The following is a 17,874-nucleotide window of genomic DNA, read 5'->3' as shown; positions in this document are numbered from 1 at the left end:
TAGGCCTTTGGCAGTCATGTCAGAGACTGGGATCAGTGGGCCCTTCTACAATTCCGTGCACTGATGCTGTCGATTGATCTCATCCCGAACGCATCTGTCCGGACATCGTCTCTCCTTACCTTCTTCGCCCTGCCATGCCCGTCAACCTGACCGCTCCCGATCCGCAAGCCTTGCTGCCCGTGCCCGGCGTCCGCCTCGGCGTCACGATGGCGGGGGTGCGCAAGGCCAATCGCCGCGACCTGACCGTGATCGCGCTCGACGAGGGCGCCAGCGTCGCGGGCGTGTTCACCGCCAACCGCTTCTGCGCCGCGCCGGTCCAGGTCTGCCGCGAGCACCTCGCCGCCGGCAGCGCGATCCGCGCGATCGTGATCAACACCGGCAATGCCAACGCCGGCACCGGCGCGGACGGCCTGGCCCGTGCGCGCCAGACCTGCGACGCGCTCGCCGCCGAACTCCAGCTCGATGCGCGGCAGGTGCTGCCGTTCTCGACCGGCGTGATCATGGAGACGCTGCCGGTCGACCGCATCATCGCGGGCCTCCCGGCCGCGATCGCCGCGCTGAAGGCCGACAACTGGGCCGAGGCCGCCGCCGGCATCATGACCACGGACACGCTGCCCAAGGCCTGTTCGAAGCAGGTCTCGATCGGCGGCAAGACGGTCACGATCTCCGGTGTCTCCAAAGGCGCCGGCATGATCCGTCCGAACATGGCGACGATGCTGGGCTTCGTCGCGACCGACGCGGTCCTGGCGCCGGAGCTGCTGCAGCCGCTGGTCAAGGAAGCGGCGGACCTGTCCTTCAACCGCATCACGATCGACGGCGACACGTCGACGAACGACTCGTTCGTGCTGATCGCGACGCATCAGGCCGGCCACGCCCCGATCACCTCGCTGACCAGCGCCGAAGGCCGCGCGCTGCGCGACGCGGTCGTGGCGGTGTCGCAGCAGCTGGCGCAGGCCATCGTGCGCGACGGCGAGGGCGCGACCAAGTTCATCTCGGTGGTGATCGAGGGCGGCAGGGACGAGGCCGAGTGCCGCAAGGCCGCCTATGCGATCGCGCACTCGCCGCTGGTCAAGACCGCCTTCTTCGCCAGCGACCCCAACCTGGGTCGCATCCTGGCGGCGGTCGGTTATGCCGGCATCGACGACCTCGACCAGAGCCTGATCGACCTGCACCTGGACGACGTCCACGTGGTCACGCAGGGCGGCCGCCGCCCCGAGTACAAGGAAGAGGACGGTCAGCGCGTCATGAAGCAGAGCGAGATCACCGTGCGCGTGGGCCTGAACCGCGGATCGGCCCAGACCACGGTCTGGACCTGCGACTTCAGCCACGAGTACGTGACGATCAACGCCGACTACCGGTCCTGAGTGTCCGGGCTGTCCTGAGGCTCCAGGGCGCGTGGGATCCCGAGCGGTCCTGAGGGGCCCGATCAGAAGTCGACGGCCCGGGTCCCGCGGATCCCGCGGGCCAGCAGCGTGGCGTTGATCAGCTGCGCTTCCTCGCGGCTGCCGAAGGGCCACACGGCCGCGCGCCAGCCGTCCTTGGTCTGGAAGACCTCGCCGTTCGGGACCGTGCGGCCGCCGAGCGTGGCGCCGATCATCTCGCGCATGCGCGCCAGTTGTGCTTCGGCGTCGGCCTTGTCCTTGTGCGGCTGGCCCACCAGCGCCACCAGCTTGGCGCCGGGCGCGGCGTCGCGCCTCATGAGACTGGTCAGCCCGGCGTCGTCGACGCTCACGCGGCGCTCGGCGTCGGACGTCGGGGCGGAGGCGCCCGGCCGGGCCGGATCGGCAGCAGCCGTTGCACCCGCCGACCCCGAGGGTGCCGTCGTTGCCGGTGCCGGCGGCTTCTCACCTGCGGCGCGTTCGACGGCGCCCTGTAGCGTCGGACGGATGTTGGGGATCGCCCCGGCGGGCGTCGAGGCGGCGGGGCTCTGCGCCGGCGCGGAGGCCGAAGCGCTCGCGGCCGAAGCCGGCTCGGTGGCCGTGACGGCGGAAGCGGATGCGGAAGCCGCGGAGGCGGCTTGCGCGGCCAGCGCCGCCTGACCGGCCGCGGCAGCCAGGGCGGCTGCCGAGGCGGCCTGGGCGGCGGATGCGGCGGAGGCCGCTTCGGCGGCCGCCAGCGCGGCCAGCGCCTCCTTGGAGGGCTTCGACGAGGGCCACAGGGCCCAGATCGCCGCGATCAGCACCAAGGCCGCCACGCTGCCGGCCACGCCCAGCCGCGCCGGATCCAGCGCGCGTTGTCCCAGCACCTGGTCGCGACGCCCCACGAGCACGCGTCGCCGCGCCGGACCTGCATCGAAAGCGGCGCTCAGCAGCACCAATTCCATCGGCCACGCACCAGGCTGGTTCGCGTCGGCGGCCAGTGCCCGCTCGTCGATGTCGACGCGGCGCAGCGGCAACTCGTCGGGCGCGGTGGTGAAGCCGTTGTCCAGGGCCATCGTGGCGACCGCCGCGGTCTTCAGGCCGGGAATGAATTCGTCGATCCACGCAGGCCGCGGCCCCGCGCCCGCGGCCTTGCGCTGCCAGGGCAGGCGGCGACGGGGCGGGGAGGGCGCCGCCTCGGCGGGCGTGCCGCCCTCGAGGCTGGGCTCCTTGGGCAGCGCCTGCGCCATGAAGGGCAGGGCCACGGCGCCGACCGTGTGGACGTCGGCGATGGCGAGCCGGCGCGCCAGCGGATGCTTGTTGTGCCAGTTCACCAGCAGCCAGGCGACGACATCGGGCGACGGCCCTTCCCACGGCGCCGCGGGGGCGGCGGGTGCGGGGACAGGCGCGGCGACCCCGCCGGTGGGCGGGGCGGTCGGATCGATGTCGGGCGAGGCGGGGGTATCGTCCATGGCGCCGGCCATTGTGCGTCAGCGCTCGCGGCGCCGATCGTGGCGGGACGGGGGCGATCGCCCCGGAGTTCGCGGCTTCTGCCCCGCGTCTTTCCCGCGACGGCGGCGTCTTGAGAGGCGGGCACGGGACTTGTATGGTGAAGGCCATGCCCATGCCGCCGCCCGCCGACCTGCCCCTTCCGCGCACCGCCGCGCCGGCGCGACTCCTGGTCGTCCAGTCGCTGGCCGTGCAGCCGCTCGCGGCGGTGCTGGAGGAGAGCGGTTATGAGCTCCTGCGCGCGGCGGATGCGATCGCCGCGATGCAAGGTCTGGGCGCGGGACCGGCGCTGGTGATCATGGACATGGAGCTGCCGGAGCTGCCCGGCGACGGTCCGCTGGAGTTGCTGCGTCGCCTGGGCGGCGGTGGTGTCCCGGTGCTGACGCTGAGCCGCCCGCGCGATCCCCTGCGGCTCGGCGCCCTGCTGGCGGCGGGGGCTGCGGAGTGCCTCGTCAAGCCCGTGCGGTTGAGCGAACTGCTCGCGCGCGTCGAACGCCTGCTGCACCCCGCGCCCGCGGCAGGACCCGCGGCGCCGCGCCGGCCCACGGCCAGCATGACCGTGCGGGAACGCGACGGCCATTGCGCGTGGCAGACGCCGCAGGCGCGCGCCCTGATGGCGGCGTACTTCCCGCCGCCCTGGTCGGAGCACGCGCGTCTGCCGCCGGAGGTGCTGGCCTGGCTGCATCGCGAGGCGCTGCGTCGGCGCGCGGGCGCGCCGCCCTCGTCGCTGACGATCGCGCCGCCGTCGGGGGCGCCGCGGCAGCGCCTGAGCTTCACGCTGATGATGGCGGACGCCGCCGTCATCGGCGACGGACACTGGCTGCTGGTGCTCCACGAGGCCGACGAGGCCGCGAGCCTGGCGACCCTGGCCAAGGCGCTGGACCTGCCGCTGTCGGACGCGGAGCTGCTGTTCGGCCTGCTCGGCGAACCCGCGCCGGACCAGCAGGCCCGGGCGCTCGGCCTGGGGGACGCGGCCTATCGCGTGCGGCTGGAGGAACTGTGCCGGCGCCTGGGCGTGCCTGACGTCGGTCATGCCTTGGCACGTGCCCGCTCGGCCCTGGGAACGTCCAAGCTCGCGGAACGATGACGGGAGCGTCGCTCCGGGCGGTCCCCTGCACCGCGGAGCGGATCAGGCCTCAGGCGGCGCCTGCGCCGGATCGAGCGCCGCCAGGTCGTCGGCACTGAGCCACCCGCGCCGGGCGCTCCGCCGCAAGGCCTCGCGCCAGACCTCGAGGCAGCGGGCATGACCGCCCTCCGATGCCGCGTCGCGACCGGGTCGCTCATCCGCGCCATAGGCGATGAGCAGTTCCCGCAGGTCGCCGTCGTCCAGCAGCTTGTCGGCGCGCGCCTGCAGGACCGCGTCGAGCCACACTTTCAACGCCTCATCGTATCCACGCGCGAAGGCGACATGCGCGCCGGCGCCGTCGGACGCGGATCCCGCTTCGAGCAGGCGCCGCACGAGCGGCTGCGACAACCGGGCTTCGCGTCCGGCACGCAGCGTCGCTCTGGCGACGGCCTCGATCACATCGGGCCGGTTGCGTTCGAAGGCGAGCGCCAGCGGCGGGCGCGTTCCGTGCCGGCCCTCCAGACGCAGGCGCAGCGTCGCGCGGTCGATCCACCGCTGTGAGACGGCAGAGACGAGCGCCTGCAGCACATCGGGGAGACCGGGGTAGCGCACCGCCGTCGTGGCGAGGTCGTCCAGTTCGTCGATCTCGAGCACGGCCGCCAGCGCCGGCACATGGCGGTCCGACCGCCGCGGCCATGACATGAGTTCGTCCAGACATTGCGTCAGCATCGAGCGATCCTCGAGGCTCATCAGCCGGCCCAGCAGCGAGGGGGCGTCGTCGGACCGAGTCGCCAGCAGCGAGCGCAGTTGCGGCGGGGACAAGCGCCGGTCTTCGACGAGCGCGCGCAGGCCTCGCAGGTAGCGCTTGAGCATCGGCCAGCCGTCGGTCGGACTGATGCCGGGCGGCGGCCAGAACAGACGGCCCCCGGCGTCGCGCAGATCCAGCCAGCCGAGCTGCTGCGCCGACATCGGCTCCGAGCCGACCACGGCGGTCTGCACCAGGGCCATGTACCGGTCGAGGGCGCCGGGGATCCGGTGTTCGAAGGCTTCCGCGAGCGCCGGCACGCCGCCGGCGCTCTCCGCCCGCAGCAGGGGGCGGACCTGATCCGCGGGCAGGATTCCCCGCGCATGCATCTCGAGGATGCGCTGCCAGTAGAGCTCGACCGTGCCCAGGTGACCCTGGCGCAGCGCGAGGGCCAGGGCACCGGTGCCGTCGCCGTCCGGTGGCGGTTCGATACGCAGCAGATCGATGGCCTGCGGCAGCGACAGCAGCCGCCGGCCCAGCGCGACGGTGACCGCCTGCAGATAGAAGGCCAGCGCCGTCGTGGCGCCGTGAGACAGCCCCTGCACCAGGGCGGTGGTCCCGGCTCCGCCCTCCGACGCGCGCAACATCCGCTGGAGCCACACGCCATCGCCGGCGTCCGGCCGGCACAGCGCCAGCAGGCAGCCGAGCACCGCCAGGACCGAGGCATCGTGGTCGCCCGCCATGCCCTCGCACAAGGGCCAGGCGCGGCGTGCCGGGGTGGCTTGCAAGGAGCCGTCCCCCGTGTCGTCCCGGAACGCCTCCGGCTCGATCAGCAGTTGTCCGATCAGCGCCCTGTCCAGATGCCCACGTTGATGGAGGCGCCCCAAGGTGCCCAGGATCGTCGTTAGCCGCGCGGCCTGCGCGCCCTGCGTCATCAGGACGCGCAGCCAGTGCGGCCGGTCCCGGGGCGCGCTGGACAGCGCCGCGGCCAATGCGGGACCGCGCGCCTTGTTCTCCCGGGCCGCCGCTTCCACCAGTGTCAGGTAGCGGTCGAGGACGGTCGGGCCGGCCGCCTGCAGCAGTGGCCGGGCCGACCCTTCGGCGCGAACCGCCAGCAGCAGCATGGCGACCGTGGGTGCGTCGAGCAAGGGCAGCGCGGTCGCCAGCGAATCCAGGTAGGCCTCCGCCACCGGATCCTGGCCCCGCGCGAGCTGGGCGAGGTAATGAGGCAGCACGGCGCCGTTGTGCCAGAGCTGGAGGCTTCGCTGCGCGCCCACGTTCTTCAGCAGGGAGACGATGAGCTCGACGTCCCCCCGCGACTCGGCCACGGCGATCAGCATCCGCGCGGCCTCGACGGGCAGCGTGTCCTCCCACCGGAGCTTGCACCAGCATCGGAAGCGGTCGTCTTCGAGCCGCCGCGCCATCGCGAGGGCGTCCTCCACGCGGGCGAACCAGAGGGCAGGCAGGCGGGTGATCTCGTCCACGGGGGCATGCCGCAGCACGACCTCGAGCAGGGCGGCTCGCGCGGGGGCATCGAGGCGTCCGCCAGGGTCGGCGGTCGACGGGCTCCCCAGCAGGCCCGCGCGCTCCACGCGGCGGAGATGGCGCGCCTCGGGCAAGGTGTCCACCGGCGCGTCTCCCGTCTGCGCGCTCACCACCGCCAGGTCGTCGTCCAGCAGGACCAGGCGACGCGGGCCGCCCGTGCCGGGCCACTCATGGAGCGAACGCTCGCGCATCGGCAGGGTCAGGTCTTGCCTGGCGAGGTTGCGGCGGATCTGGGCGCCCACGAGCGTGGCATCGCGGTGGAGCGTCATCGCGCCGTCGCTGTCCGTCCGGACGAAGGCGTCCATCTTGAGCGGCCCGTACGCCGCCTCCAGCCCCTGCACCAGCATCGAGAGACGCGCGCAATGCGAGGTGTCGCCGTCGTCCTCCTTCCGCGTTCCGGACCTCAGATCCAGTGGCTGGTCACCCAGCCAGCCCGCGAGGTCCGCCGACACGCGCGACACGCATTCTTCCGCCAGATGCCGCGCCACGCGCATCGGCGTCAGCGTTGTTGCCAGGCGTTCCCGCAGCGGTTCGACCAGGTCCGCGACACGTCCGTCGTGCGGGGTGAACACATCGTCCCTGCGCGGCGCGCGCCCGCCCAGCCGGAGTTCCTCGATGGCGGCGGCGACCAGGTGGACCTCCAGCGACGTCGTCCGCTGCTGCCCCGGCCGGTACGGGGTGCGGTGCTCCGCCCAGCGGGCTTCCTGCTCCAGGATGCCCCGGATCGCGGCACCGGTCCGGCGGCGCAGGCTGCCGTCGCGCAGCAGGTCCAGCGCGGCCCGGGCGCGCGCGAAGTCGTCGACGATGCGCATCCCGCACAGGCCCATGCCGGCGACCATCCGGCGGAAGATCCCGCACCGTTCCCTGGCCGGGAGATCCTCGTTCGACAAGCCCTCGACGCATGCCGCGAGCAGGCGTTTGCCCCGTCCGAAGAGCTGGGGCAGGTAGGACTCGTAGTAGGCCCCGTCGTTGTCCATCAGGTGCTGGTGGAAGACCCCCAAGGGTTCCGGAGGCACGGGATGCCGACGCGCGAAAGCCTGGAGCGTCGCGATGGAGGCCTGCATCTGCGCCCGCGCGCGCGGCCAGTCGGGGCCGGCACGGAACGCGAGGAACTCCGGCGGCAGACGCCCCGAGGCGTCGCAGGGGCCGTCGTAGTCCACGATGTCGGCCACGGCGCTCGCGTCGATGTGCCCGGCATGTCCGGTGCGGCAGGCGTCGGACGGCGCATCGTCGACGGGGTCGAAGAGGGTCGCATCGAAACCGAACGGAAATGCCGAGGGAGAGGACGGTTGCATGGCCCGATCAGTGGCGCGGGCCCGCCGCATTGGCGGGACGATCGCAGCGTCCGCCGCGCTCCCGCGAGCCCGGCAGGCCCCGGCGTCCTGCGCCCCGGTCCATCAAGTCAGGCTGATCAGCCCACGCTGGTCGTCGAGATCGAGCGGTCCCGCATCGATGGCGGGCTGGCGAAGAACAAGTTCGAGCATCCGGCTGTGTGCATCGCCATCCCGGAACGGTTTCCTGGTCGGCAACAGGTCGCCAGGCGGTCATCCGGCTTTGGCGGGACAATCACGGATTGCCCCAGGACCGCCGATGTTCAGTTCCCTGATTGCTCCCGATGCCGGCGCCGCGCCGTCCGATGCGCGCGAACGCTTCCTCCGCCTGCTGCGCACCGCGCTGGCGGAGCGCCGTTTCCAGCGCCTGCTGCTGAACCGTCACGAGGGCGAGGACGCCTCGCTCGAACGGCTGACCGTGCGCGACATCGAGCTGCGCGGCGAGCGCGCGTTGAGCTTCCTGTGGCGGCACAAGACGAAGGACGTCACCAAGAACCATCCGCTGGACGAAGGCCTCGCGCTGATCGACGGCCTGCTGGGGCGCGACTTCCAGCAGGCGCATCTGGACACGCTCGGCGAGGAGGTGCAACTGCGCTTCAGCCGCAAGGGCAAGCCGCTGCTGCAGGTGGGGAAGAAGGCGGGTGCGGGCGCGCCCGCCGCGGCCGACGGCAGCGATGCCGAGGCGGACGCGGACGGCTCGAACGGTGCAACGGCGCCCGGCGGGCATGACCGCGCCAAGCCCCGGGAGTTGTCGACCGGCAGCCCGTTCTGGCGCGACCTCGGCGTCACGCACGAGCTCAAGGGCCAGCCCACGCTGGTGCCGGCGATGGCGCGCAAGTGGAAGCAGATCAACAAGTTCATCGAGATCTTCGGCGCGGCGGTCCGCAAGGCCGGGCTGGACGAACCCGGCACGCCCGTGCGGCTGGCCGACTTCGGCTCGGGCAAGGGCTACCTGACCTTCGCCATGCACGACTGGCTGCGCGCGCAAGGCCTGGCACCGCGGGTGCAGGGCGTCGAGCTCAAGCAGGACATGGTGGCGCTGGGCAACGCGGCGGCGGCGCGTCACGGGCTCGAGGGCCTGAGCTTCGAGCACGGCGACGTGCGTGAGCGCGGCGACCAGCCGCTGGACGTGATGGTCGCGCTGCATGCCTGCGACATCGCGACCGACTACGCGATGCACTTCGGCCTGCGCAGCGGCGCGCGCATCATCATGTGCGCCCCGTGCTGCCACAAGGAGATCCGGCCGCAGATGACGACGCCGGCCGCGCTGCGGCCACTGCTGCAGCACGGCATCCACCTCGGACAGGAGGCGGAGATGGTGACCGATTCGCTGCGGGCGCTGCTGCTGGAGCTGATGGGCTACGACACGCAGGTGATCGAGTTCATCGCGCTGGAGCACACCAGCAAGAACAAGATGGTGCTGGCCGTGAAGCGCCCGCAAGACCCGACCCCGGCGCGGCGCGCGGAGCTGCTGGCGCAGCTCGACGAGATCAAGCGCTTCTACGGCCTGCGCAGTCAGGCGCTGGAGACGTTGCTGCGCGTGGAAGGCAGGCTCGAGCCCGTCTGAGCGGCCAGCAGGCCCGGGAGCGACGCGCGCCAGGCCTGGAGGTCGGCCTCGCCGCCGCCGCGCGCCGCGGCGACGCGCAGCAAGGTGCAGGGAGTGCCCTTGGGATACCCGGCGGCGGACAGCAGATCCACCGGCCGCAGTACGCCCGCCGCGCACGCGGTGTCCAATCCGGAGAGGTAACGGGTCAAGGCCGCGTGCACATGCGGCTCCTTGACGGTGGACACGACCTGCTCCGCTTCCCGTGCGTCGGCCAGCAGGATGCGCCGAGCCGCGGCACTGTCGAGCCGCTCCTCCCGCACCATGGCGGTCACCCACTTGAACAGGCTGTCCACCAGGAAGGGCTTCCCCGCGATCAGCGCGGCGCTCATGAGCGGTGACGGCACCGGGTATTGGGCGGTGCCGCTGACCTGCAGCAGGGCGGCGGTCTCCTCGGCGCTCAGATCGAGCTGGATCGAGAGCCGACGGATCAGGGCGAGTTCCACCAGCAGACGCTCCGGACCGCCTTGGTAGAACGTCGTTTCCAGCGCGTCGGACAAGCCAGCGGACTCGTTGAGCAGCGGCGCCGTCAATCGGCGTCCGGGCCCACTGCGCAGCGACTGCAGCGCTGAGATCAGGCCATCCCAGGCGGGTCCGCCGACCCTGGATCGATCGCTGCCGAGCGGATAGGCATTCTTGAAACGGACCAGTCCAACGCGCGCGGGGAAAAGGGGAACGGTGCGTCCGAGTTGTTTCGCGAAGCGGCCGATCAACTGGCGTTGCGGCGAGGGGCGGTCGACGACCTCCGCGTCGCCGTCCTCGACCCCGTCCCCGCCCCGGACCCGCGCCTCGGTGTTCAACGACCGGTCGCGCACCGCCTGCTCGTGCAACTGACGCTGCCAGCTGTCGGTGAAGCCCTCGGCGTCCCAGGACGCCAGCAGCGCTGCGAGCGGAGCGCCCCCGTGGCCGCGGAGCAGCAGATGCAGCGCGTGGTCCAAGGCGTCGGCTTCCCAATTCGGCGCGGCCTGCCTCAGCCACGAGGCCAGTGTCAGGTCGTCCAGTCCCTGGCGCTCGATCACGGTCTCGAGGCCCGCGGCGGTGGGGCAGGCGGCGACGCGCTCACGCGTCGTCTCCGGGTCTGATCGCGCCGCCGACGACGAGTCGGCGAATGCCCTCAGCGCCTGCCGGGTCCGTGCGTCGAGCCCGCGCGGCAGCCCGGTCGGCCGGAGCAGCGCGTCGATCTCCTGGCGGTTCAGGAAGCGCCGCGGCGGATTCAATTCCTCTCCGGTTCCGTCGTCGAGCGCAATGTACGGCCATCGGCCTTCGAACAGCACGATGCGTTCGCGCTTGCCGTGGACGCGACGCTCCTGGAGCACCTGCTCCTGCGGGGGCGGGGCGATGTGCTGTTCCGCCATGTTGTGGCGGATGCCGATGGCCAGGAGGCGCGGATCGTCGGTCAGGCCGCCTGTGAGATCGCCCTCGTCGTCCAGCGCCGCGACCTGGTGGACATGCAGATCGCCGAAGCGCGGGACGAACGCTTGCAGGGCCTTTTCCAGCAGGGGCCAGTGGTCGAGGTCCTCCCACACGGCGAGCGTGGCCCCCTTCAGTTCGTCCTCCAGCTTCTGGCCGACTTCCATCAGACAGTCGTCGGCGAGATGCTCCGCGATCGTCGTCATGTCCATGCGCTGCGCCAGGCCGTCGGCGCAACGCCTGATCTCGTCCGCATGGGCGCGGACGTCGATGATGAAGGTGTCGGTCAACTCCGACGCCAGCGAGAAGCCCGGCAGGCGCAAGGCGGCGGCGAAGGGGTCCAGCGCGTGGGGGGTCGAGAGATCATGGTGCGCGAGCCTGGCTTCGCCGCGCAGCAGCTCCCTCAGATGAACGAGGGCCACGTCGGAGAACGCGGACCAGACCGAGGCGCCGAGCCCGCCGGCCAGCCCCGCGAGCCGCAGCGCCGCCCGTTTGAGCTCCGAGGCGTGGCGCTGCGGACACTCTTTCAGTCCCTCGATGCGCAGGAGCGTCTGGCAGCGGTGCTGCAGGCTGATGTCTTCGTTGCCGAGATGACGGACCACCGCTTCCAGGGCCTGCTTGCACTCGGGTCGATAGAGCTCGATCTCCCCTTGGGGCTTCGGCCCCGCGTGCTTCTTGCGGAACGCGAGCAGATGCGACAGTTCCGTCGTGGCCGCCGTCAGGCGATGTTTCCCGGTGAACTCGAGGACCGCCGTGATCGCCGTCTGCCATTCCTCCCGTGCGCGATGGCCGTCGGGACTCTCGAGGAACTCGCGGTTCTGCCTCTTCAGCATCGGCTTGAACTCGCTGATTTCTGAATTCGGCGGCGGGGGCGGGGCATACGCCGGCGCGGGTCCGGCATCGAGGCCATCGGCCCGGGCGCCGTCCAGCCTGCTCTCCTCGGCGTGCTTGCTGTCGAAGAACGCCGGTTCGAAGCTGTAAGAGGTCTGGACGCTGGGCGCCCAGGAAGACGAAGAAGGAAAGGTCATGAGTCCTGGGTGTGCAAGCGCCCGGGACGGTTCGCGAAGTTGCCGGAATGAAACTTGCCATGCGGGGCCATGGCCGTGCTTGCGGCGCTCCAGGCGACTCGATGTCCAACCTCCTTGCACCGTCCCCCGCTCCCGTCCCCTGGCTGGCCCGCGTCCTCGGCGCCGCGCTGCTGATCCTCGGCTTCGTCATGCTCGCCGCGGGCGGCCTGCTGGCCTCGCTCGGCGGCAGCTGGTATTACGCGTTGTCGGGACTGGCCTGGGCCGTCATCGGCGCGTTGATGTGGGGGCGGCTGCGCGAGGCGGTGCTCGGTTATGCGCTCTACTTCCTCGCCACGCTCGTGTGGAGCCTGTGGGAAGTGGGCCTGGACTGGTGGCCGCTGGGCGCGCGCATCGGCGTGCCCTTCATCCTCGGCGCGGTGTTGCTCGCGCTGGTGCCGACGATGCGCCGTCATCTGCCCGTCGACGATCTCCGACGCGTCGCCTGGCGCAGTCCGCCGGCGCTCGCGCTCGCAGCGGTGCTCGGGATTTTCGTTGTCGTCGCGTTGACGTCGTGGACACGCGACCTTCATGCCGTCGAAGGCACGATGCCGGCCAACGGCGCCGCGCGTCCGCCCGGGGTGCCGGCCTCCGGCGCGGCATCGGTGCCCGACGGGGAGTGGCACGCCTACGGCCGCACCGGCTTCGGCCAGCGCTGGTCGCCGCTGGCGCAGATCACGCCGGCCAATGTCGGCGATCTCAAGCTGGCCTGGGACTTCCGCACCGGCGACGTCCGCGGCCGGCCCGGCGACCCCGTGGAGACCACCTTCGAGGTCACGCCCCTGAAGGTCGGCGAGCGGCTCTTCCTCTGCACGCCCCACCAGACGGTGCTGGCGCTCGACGCGACCACGGGCCGCGAGCTGTGGCGCTTCGATCCGCAGGTGCGCGGACAGCTGGCGCTGCAGCATCTGACCTGCCGCGGCCTGTCCTACCAGCCGCCGGCGGACACGATGGCCGCGGCCGGGGCGCAGCCTGCCGCCTGCGCGGCCAAGCTCTTCATGCCCACCGCCGACGCGCGGCTGATCGCCCTGGATCCGGCGACGGGCAAGACCTGCCCCTCGTTCGGGCGGCAGGGCGCGGTCAGCCTGATGGCCGGCATGCCCAACGCCAAGCCGGGCGCCTACTACTCGACCTCGCCGGTGGTGGTGACCCGCAAGCTGGTGATCGTCGGCGGCACGGTGCTCGACAACGCGTCGACGAAGGAGCAGTCCGGCGTGATCCGCGCCTATGACATCGAGACCGGCGCGCTGGTCTGGAACTGGGATTCCGCCAACCCCGACGCTACCGCGCCGATCGCGGCCGGGCAGACCTACACGGCCAACTCGCCCAACAGCTGGTCGGTGGCCAGCGTCGACGAGTCGCTCGGCCTGGTCTACCTGCCGATGGGCAACCAGCCGCCCGACCAGTGGGGCGGCAAGCGCTCCGCGGCGGTGGAGAGGCACTCGTCGTCGGTGGTGGCGCTGGACCTCGCGACGGGGCAGGTGCGCTGGGTCTTCCAGACCGTGCATCACGACCTGTGGGACTACGACGTGCCCGCGCAGCCGGTGCTGGTGGACCTGACGGTGAAGGGGCGGCGCGTGCCCGCGCTCGTGCAGCCGACCAAGCAGGGCGAGCTCTTCGTGCTGGACCGCCGCGACGGCAAGCCGGTGTTCCCGGTGACCGAGACGCCGGCGCCGCAGGGCGCGGCGGCGGGCGACTTCAGCGCGCCGACGCAGCCGGTGTCGGCGATCTCGTTCAACCCGCCGGCGCTGCGCGAGCGCGACATGTGGGGCGTGTCGATGTTCGACCAGCTCTGGTGCCGCATCGCCTTCCACAAGCTGCGCTACGAGGGCCGTTTCACGCCGCCGTCGGAGCAGGGCTCGCTGATCAACCCGGGCAACTTCGGCGTCTTCAACTGGGGGAGCATTGCCGTCGATCCGGTGCGCGGCATCGCGTTCACGACGCCGGCGATCCTGGGCTTCACCTCGACGCTGGTGCCGCGGCGCGACGACACCTCGCTGCTGGTGCAGGACGGCGGGCCGCCCAAGGGCGCGCTGCCGGCGCTCAACGAGAACTTCGGCGCGCCGTTCGCCGCGAAGATGAAGCCCTTCACCTCGCCGCTGGGCATCCCGTGCCAGGCGCCGCCGTGGGGCACGGTGGCCGGGGTGGACCTGAACGAGGGCAAGGTCGTCTGGCGCCATCGCAACGGGACCGTGCGCGATCTGTCGCCGGTGCCGGTGCCGTTCAAGCTCGGCGTGCCGAGCCTGGGCGGACCGATGATGACGGCCGGCGGCGTGGCCTTCCTGTCAGGCAGCATGGACGACTATGTCCGCGCCTACGACGTCAACGACGGCCGCGTGCTGTGGGAAAGCCGTCTGCCCGCCGGCGGCCAGGCCACGCCGATGACCTACCTGGGCGCGGACGGGCGGCAGTACGTGCTGGTCGTCGCGGGCGGCCACGGGTCGACCGGGACGAGGCCCGGCGACCACGTGCGCGCGTATGCGCTGGAGAAGCGCTGAGCGAACCGGGTCAGCCCTTGGCCGCCACGATGGCCTGTGCATCCATGTAGGCCGCCAGCGCCTCGGGTTTGTTGCTTCGCTCCAGCATGGTCCTCAACGCCGTGTTGTAGGGGCCCTGCAGCACTGTCCGAGCTTCCTTCGCGGTGATCAGGCCGGTGGCCTGCGCCTGCGAGATCAGCGTGCCCCACTGACGCAGGCGATCGGCCTTCCCCGGATCCCCCGCCCATGTCCGGATGTCGGCGTGATATCTCAAGCTGGTCGGCAGCAGGGCCTGCTTGGCCTCCCTGGCGTTCATGCGGCCGCCATCGACGGCCAGCTTGAGCGCCTGCAGCCAGGGCGCGAAGACGTCCGGATGGTCGAGCGCCTCGTTGCTCATTGCCTCGGTCAGCAACTTGCGTTCGTCCTCGACCCCGATCGCCTTGTCCTTCCGGAGCACGCCGGCGGCGGAGAGCAGCAACTGCACCGATGCTTCGTGGCCGTTCGCCATGGCCCCACGCAGTGCGCTCTGACGATGGTGCCCGGACGGCTCTTTCAAGAGTCGGGCGAGCTCGACGGGCGATGCGTGCAGCGCCTGCAGCGAGGCGCTGAGTGATGGCGCGTCGCCGGCTTTGAGCGCTGCCAGGAACGATTGGCGGGCCGCGTTCAAGTCGACTTCGGAGTCGGGCAAGGACGCGGGGAGAAGGGGGGCGACGGGGGGCAGGTACATGGCAGTCTCGGCGTGACGAAAGAGTGTCAGTCGACGCTGTTCGTCGCCGGTTCACCGAGGACATCCGGTTGCCCGACGCCGAAGAGACGAAAAAAAGCCCGGCCCCTCGTGGAGAGGCCGGGCAAGGGCGCTGTGACGCCGCCTGAACGCCCTGACTGCTGAGGGCGTGGCGCTGCGGCGTGGCGAATGGGGAGCGCTTGCGCGCCGGCCATGAGGCGACCCGCGACGGGACGCGGCCTGGGCGCGTGGATCGTGAGAACTCAGGTCCGCGGGGGCGGGACCGGCGCCGGGGCTGGCTTTCCGGGGCAGGGACGCGGGGGCGTGGACTGCGGGGAGGCGGGCGTGCGGCGTGTCGTCATGCTTCGCATCATCGCCGCGGCCGGAAAAGCCGAGAAGGAAAGAACAGGGCGCAAATCCGGCCAAACAAGTGGCCGGTTTTTTCGTCCATTTCCGGGCCTTCAGGGAATCGGCGGGCGCAAGGGCACCTGGAAGGCATGGCGACGTCGGAGGCGATGGTTGGAAGGATCAGTTGTCGTCCGAGACCCCTCGGTTCGATCAAAGTCGGGTCCACCAACGACAAGCCCGGCGCGTACGAGACGGGCCGGGCCTGAAGATGATCCGGTCCGGTGCGCGCAAGCGCACCGACGGGTCAGCGCGTCGCCCTGTCGGGCATCTCGCGCAGGTCGCTCATCACGTGCATCACGCGCATCACTTGACGTCCATCCCGAACGTGTTCGCGATGAAGGCCAGGATGTCCGCGCGCTCCTCGATGATCTTGGAGGTCGGCTTGCCGGCGCCGTGGCCGGCCTGCGTCTCGATGCGGATCAGCTTGGGCGCGGGGCCGGTGTCGGCGGCCTGCAGCGTCGCGGTGTACTTGAAGCTGTGGGCCGGGACGACGCGGTCGTCATGGTCGCCGGTGGTCACCAGGATGGCTGGATAACGCGCGCCGCTCTTGATCGTGTGCAGCGGCGAGTAGGCCTTCAGCCACTGGAAGTCCGCGGCGTTCTCCGAGCTGCCGTAGTCCGAGGTCCATGCCCAGCCGATGGTGAACTTGTGGAAGCGCAGCATGTCCATCACGCCGACCTGCGGCACGGCGGCGCCGAACAGGTCCGGACGCTGGTTCACGACCGCCCCCACCAGCAGGCCGCCGTTGGAGCCGCCGTTGATGGCGAGCTTCGCGGGCTGCGTGTACTTGCTGGACACCAGGTACTCGCCGGCGGCGATGAAGTCGTCGAAGACGTTCTGCTTCTTGGCCTTGGTGCCGGCTTCGTGCCAGGCGGCGCCGTACTCGCCGCCGCCGCGCAGCACGGCCAGCACGTAGACGCCGCCCATCTTCATCCAGGTCGCGGCGGTGACGCCGTAGCCCGGCGTCATCGGCACGTTGAAGCCGCCGTAGCCGTAGAGCAGCGTCGGGTTGCTGCCGTCCAGCTTCAGGCCCTTGCGGTGCGCGATGAAGATCGGCAGCCTGGTGCCGTCCTTGCTGGTGACGAAGACGCGCTTGCTCTCGAATTCGCTCGCGTCGAACGCGGTCTGCGCGCGCTTGAACAGCTCGGCCTTGCCGGTCTTCGCGTCCAGGCGCCAGATCTCGCCCGGCGTGGTCAGGCTGGTGTAGCTGAAGAAGGTCTCCGGGTCGTTCCACTTGCCGCCGAAGCCGGCGGCGGTGCCGACGCCGGGCAGCTGGATGTCGCGCACATGCTTGCCGCTGGGGGCGTGCACGCGCACCAGCGTGGCGGCGTCCTGCAGGTAGCTCAGCACCAGCTGGCCGCCGACGCCGTTGGCGGCGTTCAGCGCGTCCTTGGTCTCGGGCACCAGCGTGGTCCAGGTCTTCGGATCCTTGGCCGTCCAGTCCTTGTCCAGGTCGATCGCGATCAGGCGGCCGCGCGGCGCGTCCTTGTCGGTCTTGACGATCAGGCGCTGGCCGTCCAGCACGACGGGCGCGTACTCCGCGTCGAAGCTGACGGTCAGCGGCACCGGCTTGGCGCCGGCGTAGCCGCCCTTGCCGTCCAGCGGCAGCAGCATCAGGCCGTTCTTGCGGGCGGAGCCCTTCCACACGTTGATCAGTCCGAGGCGGCCGTCGTCGGTGACGTCGACGTTGAAGCCCCATTCCTTCTCGGCCGGGTTCTCCACGACCAGCGTGTCGGCGGACTGCGGCGTGCCCAGGCGGTGGTAGTAGACCTTCTGGAAGTAGTTGGCGCCGGTCAGGGCCGCGCCTTCCTTGGGCGCGTCGTAGCGCGAATAGAAGAAGCCCTTGCCGTCCGGCGTCCAGGACGCGCCGGAGAACTTGACCCACTCGATGGTGTCGTCCAGGTCCTTGCCGGTGTCGAGGTCGCGGACCTTCCAGGTCTGCCAGTCGGAGCCGGCGCCGGCGGTGCCGTAGGCCAGCAGGCGGCCGTCCTTGGACACGACGCTGCCCGTCAGCGCGACGGTGCCGTCCTTGGACAGCGTGTTGGGGTCGAGCGCGACCTGCGGCGTGTCCTTCAGGCTGCGTGCGGTGTAGAGCACCGCCTGCTGCTGCAGGCCGTTGTTGCGGGTCCAGAAGTAGCGGCCGCCTTCCTTGTAGGGGACGCCGAACTTCTCGAAGTTGTAGAGGTCGGTGTAGAGCTTGCGCGCGGGCAGGCGCTGCGGCATCGCGGCGAGGAACTTGTCGGTGACCGCGTTCTCGGCCTGGACCCAGGCCTTGGTGTCGGCGCTGTTGTCGTCCTCGAGCCAGCGGTAGGGATCGGCGACGGTGGTGCCGTGGTAGTTGTCGGTCTGGTCGACCTTGCGGGTGACCGGGTAGGTCAGGCCCTGCGAGGCGGCCGACGCATTGGCGGGGGCCGAGGCGGTTTGCGCGGTGGCGGCCGTCGCGGCGCCGAGCCCGACCACCAGCGCGGCGGTCAACGAAAGACGGGAATGCATGCGATGTGCTCCTGGAGTCGGGAAGCCGCCCCGCGCGGCTCGTGGCCGTTCGGGGCGGTGGGCGGGAATTGTGCCCCGCTGTCCTTGGGGTGCCTTTGGTCAGGGCGGGGAAGTACGGGGTGGACGAACTTCATCGAATCC

The 17,874-nt window shown here is 71.3% G+C and carries 9 protein-coding genes; 4 read left to right on the top strand and 5 right to left on the bottom strand.

The window, feature by feature from the left end; translation table 11 throughout:
• Positions 1–134 precede the first annotated feature (134 nt).
• Positions 135–1,364 (top strand): bifunctional glutamate N-acetyltransferase/amino-acid acetyltransferase ArgJ, encoded by a 1,230-nt coding sequence (gene argJ / locus AC1VNM_RS15890; RefSeq protein WP_377161037.1) that lies wholly within the window; start codon positions 135–137, stop codon positions 1,362–1,364.
• Between the two features lie 62 nt (positions 1,365–1,426).
• On the opposite strand, the gene AC1VNM_RS15885 is transcribed toward argJ, so the two are convergent.
• Positions 1,427–2,830, bottom strand: coding sequence for a hypothetical protein (locus AC1VNM_RS15885; protein WP_483107540.1), 1,404 nt, complete (start codon positions 2,828–2,830; stop codon positions 1,427–1,429).
• 146 nt (positions 2,831–2,976) lie between these two features.
• On the opposite strand from AC1VNM_RS15885, the gene AC1VNM_RS15880 reads away from it, so the two are divergent.
• Entirely contained in the window at positions 2,977–3,954 is a 978-nt protein-coding gene (locus AC1VNM_RS15880; protein WP_483107539.1) for a response regulator, read from the top strand.
• Between the two features lie 42 nt (positions 3,955–3,996).
• Here the strand turns inward: AC1VNM_RS15880 and AC1VNM_RS15875 are convergent, their stop codons facing one another.
• Positions 3,997–7,518: a hypothetical protein gene (locus AC1VNM_RS15875; RefSeq protein ID WP_483107538.1), complete on the bottom strand. Its 3,522-nt coding sequence runs from the start codon at positions 7,516–7,518 to the stop codon at positions 3,997–3,999.
• Positions 7,519–7,813: 295 nt separating this feature from the next.
• Between AC1VNM_RS15875 and AC1VNM_RS15870 the strand changes: the two genes are divergently transcribed.
• Entirely contained in the window at positions 7,814–9,121 is a 1,308-nt protein-coding gene (locus AC1VNM_RS15870; RefSeq protein ID WP_483107537.1) for a class I SAM-dependent methyltransferase, read from the top strand.
• Here AC1VNM_RS15870 and AC1VNM_RS15865 read toward each other — a convergent pair.
• On the bottom strand, positions 9,070–11,595 hold the full coding sequence (locus tag AC1VNM_RS15865; protein ID WP_483107536.1) for a hypothetical protein: 2,526 nt from the start codon (positions 11,593–11,595) through the stop codon (positions 9,070–9,072). The two genes, AC1VNM_RS15870 and AC1VNM_RS15865, sit on opposite strands and share 52 nt — an antisense overlap.
• Positions 11,596–11,696: 101 nt before the next feature.
• On the opposite strand from AC1VNM_RS15865, the gene AC1VNM_RS15860 reads away from it, so the two are divergent.
• Complete coding sequence (locus tag AC1VNM_RS15860) at positions 11,697–14,129, top strand: membrane-bound PQQ-dependent dehydrogenase, glucose/quinate/shikimate family (RefSeq protein WP_483107535.1); 2,433 nt, start codon at positions 11,697–11,699, stop codon at positions 14,127–14,129.
• A 10-nt stretch (positions 14,130–14,139) separates the two neighbouring features.
• Here the strand turns inward: AC1VNM_RS15860 and AC1VNM_RS15855 are convergent, their stop codons facing one another.
• Complete coding sequence (locus AC1VNM_RS15855) at positions 14,140–14,835, bottom strand: hypothetical protein (protein ID WP_483107534.1); 696 nt, start codon at positions 14,833–14,835, stop codon at positions 14,140–14,142.
• A gap of 708 nt (positions 14,836–15,543) precedes the next feature.
• A complete protein-coding gene (locus AC1VNM_RS15850; protein WP_483107533.1) occupies positions 15,544–17,733 on the bottom strand; it encodes a prolyl oligopeptidase family serine peptidase in 2,190 nt (729 codons plus the stop codon).
• Positions 17,734–17,874: the final 141 nt, after the last annotated feature.

This window comes from Mitsuaria sp. MSU3D (assembly GCF_056867975.1).
This window is presented reverse-complemented; position numbering and strand designations above follow the sequence as displayed.